The organism is Microcoleus sp. Pol12B4 (assembly GCF_036701385.1).
GTDB lineage: Bacteria > Cyanobacteriota > Cyanobacteriia > Cyanobacteriales > Microcoleaceae > Microcoleus.
The window spans coordinates 1-13,811 of record NZ_JAUBQR010000177.1 but is presented as its reverse complement, the minus strand read 5'-3'; the positions used below and the strand labels follow the sequence as shown (position 1 = coordinate 13,811).

The following is a 13,811-nucleotide window of genomic DNA, read 5'->3' as shown; positions in this document are numbered from 1 at the left end:
AGCAAATATTTAGTCAATTTGGGTACGCCTTCAATCCTCAATTTGCACCTGTCTATTTCAATAAATTTAGTTTTTTCAACAGTATTTCTGAACTGCGACTCAATTTCGCCCTGTTATTATACTCGATTTTGCCGCTTTTGCACAGCTATATTTTTTGAGTGAACCTTTTATTCACCGATTGGCAACCCTTGTCTTCGCATTTTTTTGACATTATTTTGGGAAAGCAGTTTTGAAATTGTTTGTTTTACCAGCCATTTTTGAGCAGTATTTATTGCCCATAATTCCTTTATAAACAGATTTTAATTATAACAATTTAGCCGTTCTTATTGTTAATTTTAGATATTAATACCATTTTGTAAAATAAAAAACACAGATCCTGCAAGGATTGTTATACTACAGGTAGTTTCTAGGAATCAAGCCTGGTGCTTGTCTCATCATTTTTGCAGATAATTGAATATTGAGATGTATTATTAGTTATTAATTATTAGTGCGCTCGCCCGCGTTCAAACTGAGCGTTGACACTGCGAGTAATAAGCTGCTTAGAATCGGGTTTCTAGCTTCTAAACACATAAATTGCCTGGTGGCGTGGGCTGGCATTTCCGCAGCCTTTGGGCTGATTGCGATGCTAGCCCGATCGCAGTTCAATGGCTGTAGATTGATTTTCCTTGGGCGGATCTACAGCGCTTTCCTCTCATCTACCGAGTCGCAAAATTTGAACGAAATCGGACGGCGCGATTCGCCTAACGGCGATAGCTTCGGTCGCGCGTACTCGCACAGCACCAATGTCCGAAATAGGCGGGCTTGTCCCACAACAAATACAGCAGTTTTCAATTGGATGAAATACAGGTAGGGACTCAGGCTTTGCCTGAGTCCCTACGCGAAATCTGTATCACGCTTAACTGAAAACTTCAGTAGATTTACTTGAGGAATGGGGATAAGTGCTGACCCCCAAAGGGATTATTGAGAATGCTCCAAGAACTCACTTACTCTTTCCGCTTCTCAAATAGGGCTGGTGCACCAATCATGTAATGTTGCCGTCGTGGCTTTACACTATTGGTGCGCCAGTTATAGCGCCCGTCAATCGATTTTAGATTTTAGATTTTAGATTCAAGAATTGAAGAAAGCAAGCCCACTGATAAATCCGGGGGCTGGCGATCGGGATTCGGAGCTTTTTTCTCACTCCCCGAATCAATCCGGGGGCCCCGGATTAAATTGCTTGATTGTCAATTGCGGACTTTCGGGAGTGCTACTGCGGTGAAAGTTATTCATCCATTCGCATCAGCTTGCGGTAAAACGTTTTAGAAAAATCGACGGTACGAGTTCGCTGAAAAGTCAGGAGAACCTCAATTAAGCAACTAACAAACTCAGAGCTTTGCATAGTCACTTCGTAGCTGAGTTCAGCATTGCCGTCAAACAACACCCGACAGCGGGTTAAGTCGATCGGCAGCGACGAGATATTCCAACTAGCGACAAACGGCACGCTGTCCCCGCCGTCAATTTTTCTTGCCCCCTCCAAGCTTTTGAGCTTGTAGAGGCCAATAGCGTGCGGTAAAAACTTACGCCTGGGCTCTTGACAGAAAGGCGCGTAGACTTTCACTTCTTTGTCATCGGCTGGCTTGAGTTGAGGAATAGACATATTTCCACCTCAGACAATTATTACTAACAGATAGTTTAGATCCCCTGAAAAAACTAGCAGATATTCCTGGTCGATCGCAAGCAAAAGTCAACCCAAATACTCTATGCAATGCCCGTTTACCAGGGCAGTACAAGTACCGAACCCGCTAGTTGTCCTCCCGTCCGCTTTCGACAAAAGCTCAGAAACTGATACAGTAGATGCTTATATCTAAAATCAAAAACTATTGGTGGTTGAATCAAGTAACCTATGCAGGAGAGTTCTTGGCCAGAAAACGACGCTCGCAGCGAGCTTAACTTGGACATCTCTGATTTAGCTCAAGAAGAGCTCAAGAGTTTGACCTCGCACTCGAAGCTCAGCAAAGTATTTGCTATACCAGACATTGGCGACAGGGTGTTTGACGCGGAAACAAAAGCAGATCTCCCGGTTGCGGTGTCTGTGCCGGGAACTCCCTCCTTTCCTCAAAATCTGTACCGGGGACGCCGCGGAAAAGCCGCCGCAGTGCTGACTGCGATTTGGGCCGGCACGATCGCCGTGCACTTGATTTCTTGGGGTGCGTGGGTAGTCTGGGGGTTGACGGGACTGCTGTGGATGCAAGCATTTCGAGTTTTGTTTGCTTCGCCCAAGCCCGCACTGCCACCTCTTGCCGATGAAAGTCGAGAGGATTGGCCTTACGTGTCGCTGCTGGTGGCAGCGAAAAATGAGGAAGCGGTGATTGCCCGATTCGTAGAATCCATCTGCAATGTAGATTATCCGATCGACCGCTACGAAGTTTGGGCGATCGACGATCACAGCAGCGACGGCACGCCGCTAGTATTGGAACAGCTAACCAAAAAGTACCCCCAGCTCAAAGTATTTCGCAGAGGAGCAAATGCCAGCGGCGGGAAGTCTGGAGCCCTGAATCAAGTGTTACCCCTGACTCGCGGGGAATTTGTCGGAATATTTGACGCCGACGCGACGGTAACGCCGGATCTGCTGCGCCGGGTGCTGCCAGTGTTCCAAGGAGAAAAGGTAGGGGCTGTGCAAGTCAGAAAAGCCATCGCCAATGCTTCGGTAAATTTTTGGACTCGTGGCCAAGAAGCAGAAATGGCTCTGGACAGTTTTTTCCAGCAGCAGCGGATTGCGATCGGCGGCATTGGAGAATTGCGCGGTAACGGCCAATTCATGCGCCGCACCGCCTTGGAAAGCTGCGGAGGCTGGAACGAGGAGACGATTACCGACGACCTGGATTTGACGGTGAGGCTGCACCTAAACCGATGGGACATTGAATTTCTCGCTTTCCCGGCCGTGTCAGAAGAAGGAGTCACTAACGCTCGCGCTCTGTGGCACCAGCGCAATCGCTGGGCAGAAGGTGGCTATCAGCGTTATCTTGACTACTGGCGGCTAATTTTGCGGAACCGCATGGGAACTGGGAAAACTTGGGATTTATTTGGATTTTGGGTATCTCAATATTTCTTACCCACAGTAGCGCTACCCGACTTTGTGATGTCAATTGCACTGCGCCGGATGCCGATCGCCAGTCCCATAACTTTTATGACCCTTACATTGTCGGTGGTGGGAATGTTTGTCGGTTTGCGCCGCACTCGCAAAGAGACCAAATTTGACTTTAAAAGAGTTTTTGTCACCTTGCTGCAAACGCTGCGGGGTACTGTGTATATGTTCCACTGGCTGCTGGTAGGGACTGTGACGGCTCGGATTGCGGTACGGCCTAAGCGACTCAAATGGGTCAAAACCCTCCATCAAGGTGCTGCTAATAGCATCAAGTAAAAAATTCGCAGAAATATCTAGGCACAGTATCGCCGAACGTCCGAAGATTTTCCGAGGCAAAAAAATAGCAACGCTCGCCAAATATCTCCCCGCCATATCCTAAGAGTAAAATTTGGCAATTTCGAGAAAGAACCACTCTGAAACAGCTTAGGTAATAGGTAATCGGCGAGCGGCAATAGCGAATAAGTAATCGGCAATACAAAAGTCGAAAATTAAAAGATAAAAGCGATAATTTTTAACTTTTAACTTGACAAAAAACCAATTACTATCTATTAATTATGAATTGCCAATTAGGACGAATTGCTTGTTGCCAACTACCCGTCACCCGTAATTGATAATGGATTTGTTAGAGTACCAAGCTAAATCTTTATTTCGCCAGATGGCAATTCCGATTTTGCCGTCGCAGCGGATTGACAATCCCGCCGACCTCAAAGGATTGAAAATTCCCTACCCAGTTGTACTCAAATCGCAAGTGCGGGCTGGGGGACGTGGCCGGGCGGGCGGTATCAAGTTTGTCGAAAATACGATCGATGCAGTAGCAGCCGCCCAAACAATTTTTAATTTGCCGATCGAGGATGAATATCCCCAAGTCCTGCTGGCAGAAGCAAAGTACAACGCCGACCAAGAATTGTACTTAGCGGTACTCCTAGACCCCGTAGCCCGCCGCCCGGTGCTTCTGGGTTCGAGCCAAGGAGGTATGGATGTCGAAGGGTCGATCGAGCAAATGCAGCAAGTTGCCGTAGATCAAGAATTTTCCCCATTCTACGCAAGGCGTCTCACGCTGAAAATGGGATTGCAGGGAGACTTGATTCAATCGGTGAGCACCATTGTCGAAAAAATGTACCGGCTGTTTGTCGAAAAAGATTTAGATCTAGTAGAAATCAATCCTCTAGGCATCAGCCCGACGGGAGAGGTAATGGCTTTAGACGGTAAAGTCACCGCCAACGACGATGCCTTGGGGCGACATCCAGATTTGGCCGCACTATCGGGGAAAAAGCAAAGCAGCGGGTTGGCACGGGAAAGAAGAAGTCCCCATGCCTCTGGCGATCGCTCCCATTCCCAGTCCAAGGTTCAGCAGTCGCCGGAGTTTGACCCCAAATCTAAATCCTCAATCTCGAATTCCGAATCCCTGCAATTAATCGAACTAGACGGGAATATCGCGATTTTGTGCAACGGAGTGGGCCTGACAATGGCAACTCTAGATGCTGTAACCCACCAAGGAGGAAAACCAGCTAATTTCGTGAATATTGGTTCCCTAGACCGCTACGATGCAGCAAATGCCCTGCGCGATCGCGTGGAGTTGGGTCTGGAGTTAGTCGCTCAGGATAAAAGCGTTAAGGTGATACTTGTAAATATTTTGGGCAGCGCCTCCAAGACCGAGGAAATAATCGCTGCAGTAGCCGGCTATTTGGAACGGAAAGCTCGCGCTAACCGCCATATCCAAGTTGTGCTCCGGCTGGTAGATATCGATGCTGATGCTGTTAAAAAGCGTTTGGGACAGTGGCCGGTGCAGCTAGCTAGCACTTTGGATGAGGCCGCGGCCGCTTCTGTATCCTCCGTCAAGTAGCGGCAGTCGATCGGCAAAAAATGAGATTTCTGTACAGATGAAGGCCTTCTGCTTTTTACAGATCGAGTGTCAAGTGGGAAAAAATGAATTTAACTCCTGAAAGCAAAGTCCTAGTACAGGGCATTACAGAATCTCCCGCGTCCACCCGCGCCGCCCTGATGATGAAAGCATACGGCACGAATGTAGTCGCCGGTGTTAGTCCCGGTCGGGGGGGGCTGGAAGTGGAGGGAATTCCGATTTTTGATTTGGTAGAACAAGCAGTGGCGGCAGTGGGTCACGTTGACACTGCGGTAATTTTGGTAGACGCTTACTCGGTGCTGGATGCTGCTTTAGAAGCGATCGCCGGAGGAATTCGGCAAATCGCGATCGTTACTGGGGGAGTGCCTCCTCTGGATATGGTGCACTTAGTCAGAAAAGCAGAAGCCACGGAAACTTTGGTAATCGGGCCCAACAGTCCGGGGATTATTGTGCCCGACAAACTGCTGCTGGGAACTCACCCCAAGGAATTTTACACTCCCGGCCCGGTGGGAGTGATCAGCCGCAGCAGCACTTTGACTTACGAAGTTGCCCTAGAACTGACGGAGGCTGGGTTGGGACAGTCGATGGCGGTTTGTATTGGCTGCGACGCGATTGTCGGTTCTTCTTTTATGCAGTGGCTGCAAATTTTGGACGAAGACGACAGTACGGAAGCGATGGTTTTGGTGGGGGAAATTGGCGGGTGGAGTGAACAAGCTGCTGCTTCTTACATCGCCTCGGCGATCGATAAACCCGTGGTTGCTTATCTGGCCGGCCGCTACGCTCCCAAAGGGCCGTCTTTGGGCCACGCCGGCATCCTGATCAGTTCTCGGGCGGCTGCCCAGAAAGCCTTTGGAGTTAAGGCCCCAAACAAAATGGCTGCCTTTGAAGAGGCGGACATACCTGTGGCGGCTCGACCTTCAGAAATTCCTAAGTTGCTCAAAAAATTGCTAAAGAAAAATTGATTGCTTTGGGAGTTTTCACAAAAGTCCTAACCCTTTTGGGGGTTGGGATAGGGGTAGGGCGGGGCGGGTTTGGTCTCAAAAGTGTCTGCAGAATGCCACAACAGCCACTTGAACCCGCCTTTAGGACACATTTATAATTTTTTTACCAAAGCCCTCTGACCGGCGTCACAGGCTGCGGCGCTGGTGCTGGCAAGGGGGCTGCGCGGCGCGGCGCTGGAGGCGGAGTTGTTGGCTGCACGCTGCGGCGAGGTTCGATCGGAGTTTCGGTGCGAGTTGTCGATCTCGTCACATCTTGAAGCAGGCTTCGCAGAGTTCCAGCTATACTCTGAACTTTCCCAACAGCGGTGCGAAGGCTGGCAACATCTACGTAAACCTCGTTGAGAGGATACTTTTTCAGGATTTCCAGCAGCGATACCTTACCGTCATCCCCGGATGCCAGGATCACCGCTGCCCGCAAAGCTTTCCCGCTTTCTGTGCGGCGCTGAGTCCGAATTGCTTGACCGATGTCGTCAGTAATTTTTTCTCCTGGGGTGCTGTAAACTACCCTCGCCAGATTAGCAGGCTTTAAACCAATTTCTAAACCCATGAATCCCCGCAGTATTTGCGCGTCCATTTTGGAGAACCGGATAATTTGTTGGAGGGTTGGCGTCGTCGTGCCGTCTTTAGCAAAGTCTTCTAAGTCGGTGACATTGATGGCTTGTCTGATCGGGCCAAAGGTGAGGACCACTTTTTCTGCCCCTAATGCTCTACTGCTGCTAGATAATATGCTCCCGCTTGCTCCTAAAAATAGGGCAATGCCGATCGATACAAATTTTGTTAATTTCATATTCACCGCTACATTAAAATTATTTTTTCGAGATTTGTACATTTTTGTACATTATAGATGCAGCAGTTATATTCTACAAGGTCGCCTGTGTAATTTGTGCCCGCGTCACACCGACAATCTCGACCAATAATTTTTCTCGATCTTGACTTTAAAAATAAGTAACCACATCTGCCGAAATCTTTTCGCTTCTATTCCTTCTGTCTTCTACCTTATACATCTCCAGCATTCTACATCAGAGTGTCTTCGACCTTCAACATAATTGCCTTATAAAAATTCTAGGAACTGCCGTGACGGGAGGAGGTTATTAATTGCACAAACATAAGGGGTCGATTGCTTCTTCTTTCTCTCTTAGGCAACTAAGTCCCTCTTCCTTCTTCTCTCCTTCTTCCTTCTTCCCTCTTTCCTTTTCCCTCTTCCTTCTGCTATATGCTGAAAACCAAGCGCAAATTCAAGAAATCAAAACACAAGCACAGCGAAAAAACAACAGCGCTCAGCAAAAAAGAAGTAGCTGCACAAAAACGCAAAATTTCAGAAAAGCGCAATGAATTAGTGCAGGCGATCGCCATAAGCTGCTTAGTCACCGTTGCTCTCAGCATCCCCCTGTTGTTCGTAGCCGGCCCTAAGATTGCTATTGCAGGAGGCACAGCAGCAGGCATTTTGCTGCTTTCCTACAAATACCCTCGCCAAGCTTTGTGGACTTTTCTAATTTACCTGCCTTTCAGCGGTACCATTACTTATGCAATTGGTGGCGGGAATGCTGCATTTCAAGTAGCCAAAGATGCTTTCTACATACCAGCTCTCATCGCCCTAATTCAAAGCTGCAAAAAGAAACAGTTGCCCCTGTTCATTCCCAAACAAATGCTTTCTACCTTCAGCATCCTGTTGATGATGGCAATGCTGACTTTAATTTTTGTCAACGGGGAGATGCAGCTCAACCCTATGAAGGGCGACAAGCCCATTTTGCAAGGAATTCTCGGCTTAAAAGTATTGATAGGTTACATACCGCTGATTGCTTGTAGCTATTATCTGCTCCGCACTAAGAAGGATTTGGTGTTTTTTAGTCGAATGCACATCGTTTTGGCGATCGTTTGCTGCCTTCTCGGTTTGATTCAGTACCTGTTGCTGCAAAGTGGAAAGTGTGCGGGAACCAGAGGAATGACCGGAGCAGAATTATATAAAGCCACGCTGGAAGCTAGATGTTTTGTCGGTGGTTCTTTGGTGTTCAGTCCAGAAGTCAAGTTTGTCCGCTTGCCGGGAACTTTTGTCGCGCCTTGGCAGTGGGCGTGGTTCTTAATTTCTAATGCTTTTTTAACCTTTGCTGCTGCCTTTTGCGATCCTTCATTCTGGTGGCGAGTTATCGGTTTATTTGCCATGTTTTTAGTATTTGCCAATGCAGTCATTTCCGGTCAAAGAGCTGCTTTAGTTATGGTTCCCGTAGCAACGGCAATCCTGCTAGTTCTCACTGGTCAATTAGTTAATTTCAAACGATTTATTCCCATCGGTGCAGGACTGGCAATTCTGCTGTTTGTCGGTGCAGCAATTAACCCAGGAATTATCGAGCAGCGCTGGGAGAGTTTTGTTAGCCGCTGGAATGCTGCACCGCCCCAGCAGTTTCTCTTTAATCAGTTCGAGCAGAGCAACAATTTTATCATTGACAAACCTCTCGGTAGAGGTGTGGGACGAGCCACTAATTCAACGCGAATATTTGGTGCCACGCAGCTAATTGAAACTTTCCAACCTAAGTTGATATACGAACTAGGTTATCCGGGAATGATTAGTTTTCAGATGATGCTTTTACACTTAGCTTTTCTAACTTTTAGAGCTTACCGATCAGTCAAGGACAAAAGTTTGCGGAGTTACGGAGCTAGTTTTTGGGTGTTTGTTGCATTTATTACGATCAATACTCAATACTATCCGCTGGATGTAGATCCAGTGTCGGTGTATTATTGGGTTTTAGCTGGGGTCATTTTAAAGTTGCCCAAAATTGATAAACAGGTGCAGGATGAAAAACACCAGGAAGTTGAGTCAAATGAATTGCAAGTTCACCAGCCATTAAAGGAGAAAAAAATTATTGCATCTTCCCCAATTTGAGAATAGTTTTGAGTGTTGAGTTTGGTGGATTTTTTCTTGTTCAGTAACTCGCTTTCGATCCGGCTTAATGCCAATCTAGCCCGCCCTTCTGCGTTTATCTGTCCTAAAACCCAACCCTATAGTATATTTGGGCTTTTAACTTTACTGCGGTTGCCAAACCGGAGTGCTAGCATACAAATCCTGGTCGTTTGTCAATTTAGTCAATGCCGAACCGTCCCGATTAATTAGATACAACTTGCTTTTGTCTGCTTGGATATCGTTAAATATAAAAGCAATTTGCTGGCTGTCATTAGACCAAGCTAATTCTGAAATTCCCGACGGTTTTAGCCGGGGATCTAGTTGATTTAGCTGGTTCCCGTCAGCATTGATTGTGTATAGTTTTTGATTGTTGAACTCTCCGGCGACGAAGGCAATAAAGTTGCCATCCGGCGACCAAGAAATTTCGTCGTAGTTTCTGGGTTTTTGGGTGAGGTTCTTGGCTATCCCCCGGTTAATGTCGAGCAGGTAAATATCTTGCTGTTCGCCTGATGAATCGCCAGGTTTATTGTAATAGTAAGCAATGCGACTGCTGTCGGGCAACCACAACAATTTGCCGTTTTAAACCTCATTTGGCGGGTTGTTAGTCAAATTTTTGAGGTTGCTTCCATCGGCATTAATTGTGTAAATTTGCTGTTTCGGATAAGCGCCGAATAGGAAAGCAATTTTGGTGCGATCGGGCGACCAAACAAGTTGAATTCCCTCGGATATATATTCGACGGGAGTTTTAGTTAGTTTGGTCATTCCCGAACCGTCGGCATTCATTTTGTAGATATTTTTATCCTTGACAAATGCTACCTGCTGGCCGTCCGGTGAAAGGTAAAAATTTGATGAAATTTCCGTTTTAGGCGGCTCTCCTCCTAGTTCCAACTCCAGAACTAATTTAGTTCCTTTAATGCCAGAAGTGTCGCTTGTATAAAGTGATTGACTGCCGGGGGCATCAGAGGTAAAACCTTCGCAAGAACGGGCAAAAACAAGTTTCTGGCTGTTGGAAAACCAAGCTATTTCAAAATTAGCTGTTTTGCAACCAGCCTCAGCAAACTGTTTAGTTAGTCGAGAACCGTCAGCATTGACTGTATAGATGTCGCTGTATCCGCCAACGAAAGCCAGTCGCTGGCCGTTGGGCGACCACACTAGGGGAGCGATAACATCTATATTAGGTGTAAGTTCGCGGCGATCCCAACTGGTAGCATTGACCGCAAATAAAGGGGATCTGTTCTCGCTGCCACGCATCTGAAGGGCGGTAAACGCTAGTATCCTTGGTTTTTGGGCTGCGGTTGGGGGAGGGCTGTGAAGGCTCAAAAACAAGCTGATTAAGAGTGTTAGTGAAAATATGCCGATCGCACTTATCGACCATAATTTATGGAAGCTGAAAAGTTGCAGAATTTGCCACAAGCTTTTCAGAGGCGGCCAAGACGCCCACACCACACTCAACTTCAACTCTTGTGGAACAGGGTTTTGTGGAACGGCCCTCTTGGCTGTTCCATATCGCAGCGGGAAATGCAAGTTAAAACGCATTTTATAGATTCATCTGCTAATTTTTAAAGTGTTTGTCTGTCGATATGTCTCGATAGCCTCAAACTCTGTTTAATTCTGCCAATAATTAGCTCGAACATTTTTTTTCGGGACGGATTCTTGCTGCTGGGCGGCATCCCTAACTCGCAACACATCAAGTTCAAGTCAGTTGCACTCATTGCCAACAACTTTTGCCTCACCTCTTCTTCATTACCATTTTTAGCTTGTAAACGCAGTTCTTCATAAACTTCTAGAACATTTCCATCTGCTAAATTAGCAGGTTTATTAACATCAGCACTACTGGAAATATCCGAAGCTTTTGATACAGGAGAAAGCACTCCTCGCTTGACTTGAGTTTCAAGCCGGGTTAATTTTCTAGAAACGTCGCGCAAGATTTCCTTAAGTTCGCTAATTTCCTCAACTAACCCCCCGCTTTCTTGTTCGGAAGCCGCCAAAATTTCTTTTTTACTCATTTCATATACTCCTCACACTCGCGCCATAGTTTTTCAAATTCTCTAACTAATTCTCGCGGCAGTTCTCCCTCATTAATCGCCCGTTTTAGCCCCACGCTTTCCCGAATCGTCGATTCTAAAAATCTAACTTCTATGTTATTATCTTTTGATATCTCGTCGCAAAGTCTCTTTACTTCTCTCATGTAAAACTGAACTTCATTTGTCAGCAATCCTCCATAGGTTTTAGCTTTATTCATAAAGACTGCTATCTTGGGAAACGGATAAGGCTCAATCCGTTTCTGAAGCGAGTTTAAAACTAAACTCAATCCCCTAGAACCAAAATAATCGGGATTGACGGGAATTAATATTAAGTCGCAGCAAGAGAGTACGCTGTAGGTGAGGAGACTGAAGGAAGGCGAACAGTCAAAAAGCATCAAGTCGTATTTGGGGAGATTGGCAGAGTTGGCGATTTTGCCGATGAATCTGCGGATGAAGTCTTTAACACTTTTTCCCTCAAATCCATCGATATCCAACCAATACAATTCTTCAACTGAAGGGACAAAATGCAACTGTTCGTCAATCTGATAAATGGTGTCGAAACCAACGGGAAATTTAAAATTCTGTCCGGCTTTTTTAAAGACTTCTAGAGCGTCGTAAATTGTAAGTCTATGCTTGAGAGATTTTTCGTACCACTTACCAAATTTGTCATCTAAATGACCTGTATTTTCGTTAAGTCCGATCGCCTCTGTGAGCGACATTTGCGGATCTAAGTCTAACATCAAGACTTCTAAGTCGGTTCCTTGGGATATAATATTTCCCAGACTCCAAGTGACGGTGGTCTTTCCCACACCGCCTTTGAAGTTGATTACGGCTATTGATTTAGGACTCATGGCTGGCTTTGTTTGGATTTTGCTCAAATTTTTATTAAAACATAACGATCGCCCAATTAGCGTTTGCTAAGTATTATTACTCGAATAATGGCGATCGCCTACTCAAGGCGATCGCCAGATTAACAGCGAGTCTCTTTTTAGAAAAGAACGTCAGGAAACTTGAAAACGTGACTAGCAATATTCCGCACCTTTACTAATGGAACAGGTAATCCAGTTACACTGTAGCCTCGATTTGGTACTACTTTCTGCGGGAGTTCTGGCTGTTGCTGCAAAACTAACAACCTGAATTTACCCGGTTCGACGACCAATATCTCCTGTTGAGGAATGAAAAATATCCAGAGATCGGCTTGCGAAGTCAATCCCCAACAGGGACGGTTGCAATCGTCACAAGCTTCAAAAAACAAGTTTCCAGTTTGCTTGGCTTTTATATCAGTCTTGTACTCAGCAGTTGCAGTTGAACCGTTTGGGCGAATTAGTACGCGGTCAATACCTGCTTTCTGATACTGTGGCAAATCTGAGACATCCTCAATGCGATAGCCATGAATCTGCAACCACTGGTCTACGATCGCCTCTCCTGTCTTTCCTACTTTCTTTTGAGTTTGGAAGTCGTATTCCTGTTTTTGGGAAAGCGGGGGTAATTGCTGGGAGAATTCAGATTTGTTGTGCTGATTGTTGTTGTACATGATTAATTCCGTCAGCTAAGTTTTGAGTAGTAAATCACTACATCCTTAGCTTCGCAGAACTTTCTCTGGCAGCTACCAAACAAGTGTTAGTAATTTTCTCTGACGGCTACCAAACAAGTGTTAGGAAGTTTGTTAGGATTGTTTGGTAGGAACTGAACAACACCATAGAAATGGCACAAAATTCACCAGAAGAAAAATTTATCCTAGCTGCTAATGACTGGGATTTAGAAAGGCTGTACACAGATTTGGCAGATGCCAAGCTAAAAGTAGCACCGCATAAGTGGGAACTTACAGAAGTCGAGAAGCTGCATTTACGAGGATTGCTTTGTGCTTGTAGTCCTAGTGACATCGCTAAAAAGCTTCACAAAGAAGAGAGAGGATTGAGAGCCGATCTAAGTTCAACTGTGTATCTGTATGTCAAACAGCTTACTCAGGGAAAAGTAGACATTAGGCTAAAAAACTGGAGAGATATCCCCGATTGGCTTGAGCTAGCAGGATACAAAACCAGGTCATCTAACTCAGTTGAAAATAAGCCTGAGATTACACCTTCTGTTTGGGAGAGTGATCTTGATGCTCTGGTGGAGAGGGTGCGATCGCACTCTCCTATATGTGCTGAGGATTACGATAAACTGGGAATAAACAAGGCTAAGGAAAGAGATTTTCATGGAGCAATTGAAAATTTCTGTCGAGCAATTAAGCTCAACCCTCATTATGCAAATGCCTACAATAACCGGGCTCTTGTTCGTGCTGAACTAGGGGACTACCCAGGAGCAATTGAGGATTGCAAAGAGGCGATATTGCTCAATCCTGATTGTGCAATATTTCACAATAACCTGGGTATTATTTCTTCTAAATTAGGTGATTATCAAGGAGCGCAGGCAGATCACACCCGAGCAATTAAACTAAATCCTGACTATGCTCAAGCCTACAATGACCGAGGTGTTAATAATGTAGAGATAGGCAATCTGGAAGAAGCGCTTAAAGATTTTACCCAAGCAATTGAACTAAATCCTGATGATGCCCTTGCTTGGAATAATCGAGGCGATGTCTACTTCTTGGAATTAGACGATCTACAAAGAGCGCTTGAAGATTACATCAAGGCAGCTCGGCTGAATCCTAAGAATCCTAAAACATTCTACAACCTGGGAATTATTCACTCTCGTTTGGGGAACAAAGAGAAAGCGCTTGAGAATTACACCAAGGCAATTGAGCTTAAACGAGACTTTGCTGAAGCTTATTACAACCGAGGCATTGTCCACTATGAATTGGGCTATTCCCAAAGAGCCGAGGAGGATTTTTTCGTAATTGCTCAACCCCCTTGACAAGAAGAGGAGATAGACATTAGATAAAGGAATGGAAAAACTCCCCGAC

12 protein-coding genes are annotated in these 13,811 nt (G+C 45.8%); 5 read left to right on the top strand and 7 right to left on the bottom strand.

All coding sequences use genetic code 11. The annotated features are described in order from the left end of the window. Positions 1-1,261: 1,261 nt before the first annotated feature. Positions 1,262-1,636 (bottom strand): type IV pilus biogenesis protein EbsA, encoded by a 375-nt coding sequence (gene ebsA / locus QUA38_RS21435; protein WP_333165325.1) that lies wholly within the window; start codon positions 1,634-1,636, stop codon positions 1,262-1,264. Between the two features lie 246 nt (positions 1,637-1,882). On the opposite strand from ebsA, the gene QUA38_RS21430 reads away from it, so the two are divergent. The 3 genes from QUA38_RS21430 (at position 1,883) to QUA38_RS21420 (ending at position 5,947) form a co-directional block, all read left to right on the top strand. Further along, positions 1,883-3,400: a glycosyltransferase family 2 protein gene (locus QUA38_RS21430; RefSeq protein WP_333165323.1), complete on the top strand. Its 1,518-nt coding sequence runs from the start codon at positions 1,883-1,885 to the stop codon at positions 3,398-3,400. Between the two features lie 337 nt (positions 3,401-3,737). Beyond that, a complete protein-coding gene (locus tag QUA38_RS21425; protein ID WP_333165317.1) occupies positions 3,738-4,967 on the top strand; it encodes a succinate--CoA ligase subunit beta in 1,230 nt (409 codons plus the stop codon). Positions 4,968-5,050: 83 nt separating this feature from the next. Then, on the top strand, positions 5,051-5,947 hold the full coding sequence (locus QUA38_RS21420; protein WP_333165315.1) for a CoA-binding protein: 897 nt from the start codon (positions 5,051-5,053) through the stop codon (positions 5,945-5,947). A gap of 142 nt (positions 5,948-6,089) precedes the next feature. On the opposite strand, the gene QUA38_RS21415 is transcribed toward QUA38_RS21420, so the two are convergent. Beyond that, on the bottom strand, positions 6,090-6,773 hold the full coding sequence (locus QUA38_RS21415; protein ID WP_333165313.1) for an alpha/beta hydrolase: 684 nt from the start codon (positions 6,771-6,773) through the stop codon (positions 6,090-6,092). 426 nt (positions 6,774-7,199) lie between these two features. On the opposite strand from QUA38_RS21415, the gene hpsL reads away from it, so the two are divergent. Further along, on the top strand, positions 7,200-8,864 hold the full coding sequence (gene hpsL, locus QUA38_RS21410) for a hormogonium polysaccharide biosynthesis protein HpsL (protein WP_333165310.1): 1,665 nt from the start codon (positions 7,200-7,202) through the stop codon (positions 8,862-8,864). 141 nt (positions 8,865-9,005) lie between these two features. Here hpsL and QUA38_RS21405 read toward each other — a convergent pair whose 3' ends face one another. From QUA38_RS21405 to QUA38_RS21385, 5 genes are all read right to left on the bottom strand, one after another. Next, positions 9,006-9,443, bottom strand: coding sequence for a hypothetical protein (locus QUA38_RS21405; protein ID WP_333165308.1), 438 nt, complete (start codon positions 9,441-9,443; stop codon positions 9,006-9,008). A gap of 18 nt (positions 9,444-9,461) precedes the next feature. After that, the gene (locus QUA38_RS21400) at positions 9,462-10,418 is read right to left on the bottom strand and encodes a DPP IV N-terminal domain-containing protein (RefSeq protein WP_333165305.1); all 957 of its coding nucleotides are present in this window, start codon (positions 10,416-10,418) and stop codon (positions 9,462-9,464) included. Between the two features lie 23 nt (positions 10,419-10,441). Beyond that, complete coding sequence (locus QUA38_RS21395; RefSeq protein ID WP_333165303.1) at positions 10,442-10,888, bottom strand: hypothetical protein; 447 nt, start codon at positions 10,886-10,888, stop codon at positions 10,442-10,444. Then, positions 10,885-11,757: a ParA family protein gene (locus QUA38_RS21390; RefSeq protein ID WP_333165302.1), complete on the bottom strand. Its 873-nt coding sequence runs from the start codon at positions 11,755-11,757 to the stop codon at positions 10,885-10,887. Before QUA38_RS21390 ends, QUA38_RS21395 begins: the two co-directional genes overlap by 4 nt. A 137-nt stretch (positions 11,758-11,894) precedes the next feature. Next, entirely contained in the window at positions 11,895-12,440 is a 546-nt protein-coding gene (locus QUA38_RS21385; protein WP_333165301.1) for a hypothetical protein, read from the bottom strand. A gap of 170 nt (positions 12,441-12,610) precedes the next feature. Here QUA38_RS21385 and QUA38_RS21380 point away from each other — a divergent pair, with 170 nt between their 5' ends. After that, a complete protein-coding gene (locus QUA38_RS21380) occupies positions 12,611-13,762 on the top strand; it encodes a tetratricopeptide repeat protein (protein WP_333165300.1) in 1,152 nt (383 codons plus the stop codon). Positions 13,763-13,811: the final 49 nt, after the last annotated feature.

Coding starts and splice junctions, on each gene's coding strand:
- QUA38_RS21385 (WP_333165301.1), bottom strand. CDS start 12,440: ATGTACAACAACAATCAGCACAACAAATCTGAATTCTCCCAGCAATTA.
- QUA38_RS21400 (WP_333165305.1), bottom strand. CDS start 10,418: ATGCGTTTTAACTTGCATTTCCCGCTGCGATATGGAACAGCCAAGAGG.
- QUA38_RS21420 (WP_333165315.1), top strand. CDS start 5,051: ATGAATTTAACTCCTGAAAGCAAAGTCCTAGTACAGGGCATTACAGAA.
- QUA38_RS21430 (WP_333165323.1), top strand. CDS start 1,883: ATGCAGGAGAGTTCTTGGCCAGAAAACGACGCTCGCAGCGAGCTTAAC.
- QUA38_RS21425 (WP_333165317.1), top strand. CDS start 3,738: ATGGATTTGTTAGAGTACCAAGCTAAATCTTTATTTCGCCAGATGGCA.
- QUA38_RS21415 (WP_333165313.1), bottom strand. CDS start 6,773: ATGAAATTAACAAAATTTGTATCGATCGGCATTGCCCTATTTTTAGGA.
- ebsA (WP_333165325.1), bottom strand. CDS start 1,636: ATGTCTATTCCTCAACTCAAGCCAGCCGATGACAAAGAAGTGAAAGTC.
- hpsL (WP_333165310.1), top strand. CDS start 7,200: ATGCTGAAAACCAAGCGCAAATTCAAGAAATCAAAACACAAGCACAGC.
- QUA38_RS21380 (WP_333165300.1), top strand. CDS start 12,611: ATGGCACAAAATTCACCAGAAGAAAAATTTATCCTAGCTGCTAATGAC.
- QUA38_RS21390 (WP_333165302.1), bottom strand. CDS start 11,757: ATGAGTCCTAAATCAATAGCCGTAATCAACTTCAAAGGCGGTGTGGGA.
- QUA38_RS21395 (WP_333165303.1), bottom strand. CDS start 10,888: ATGAGTAAAAAAGAAATTTTGGCGGCTTCCGAACAAGAAAGCGGGGGG.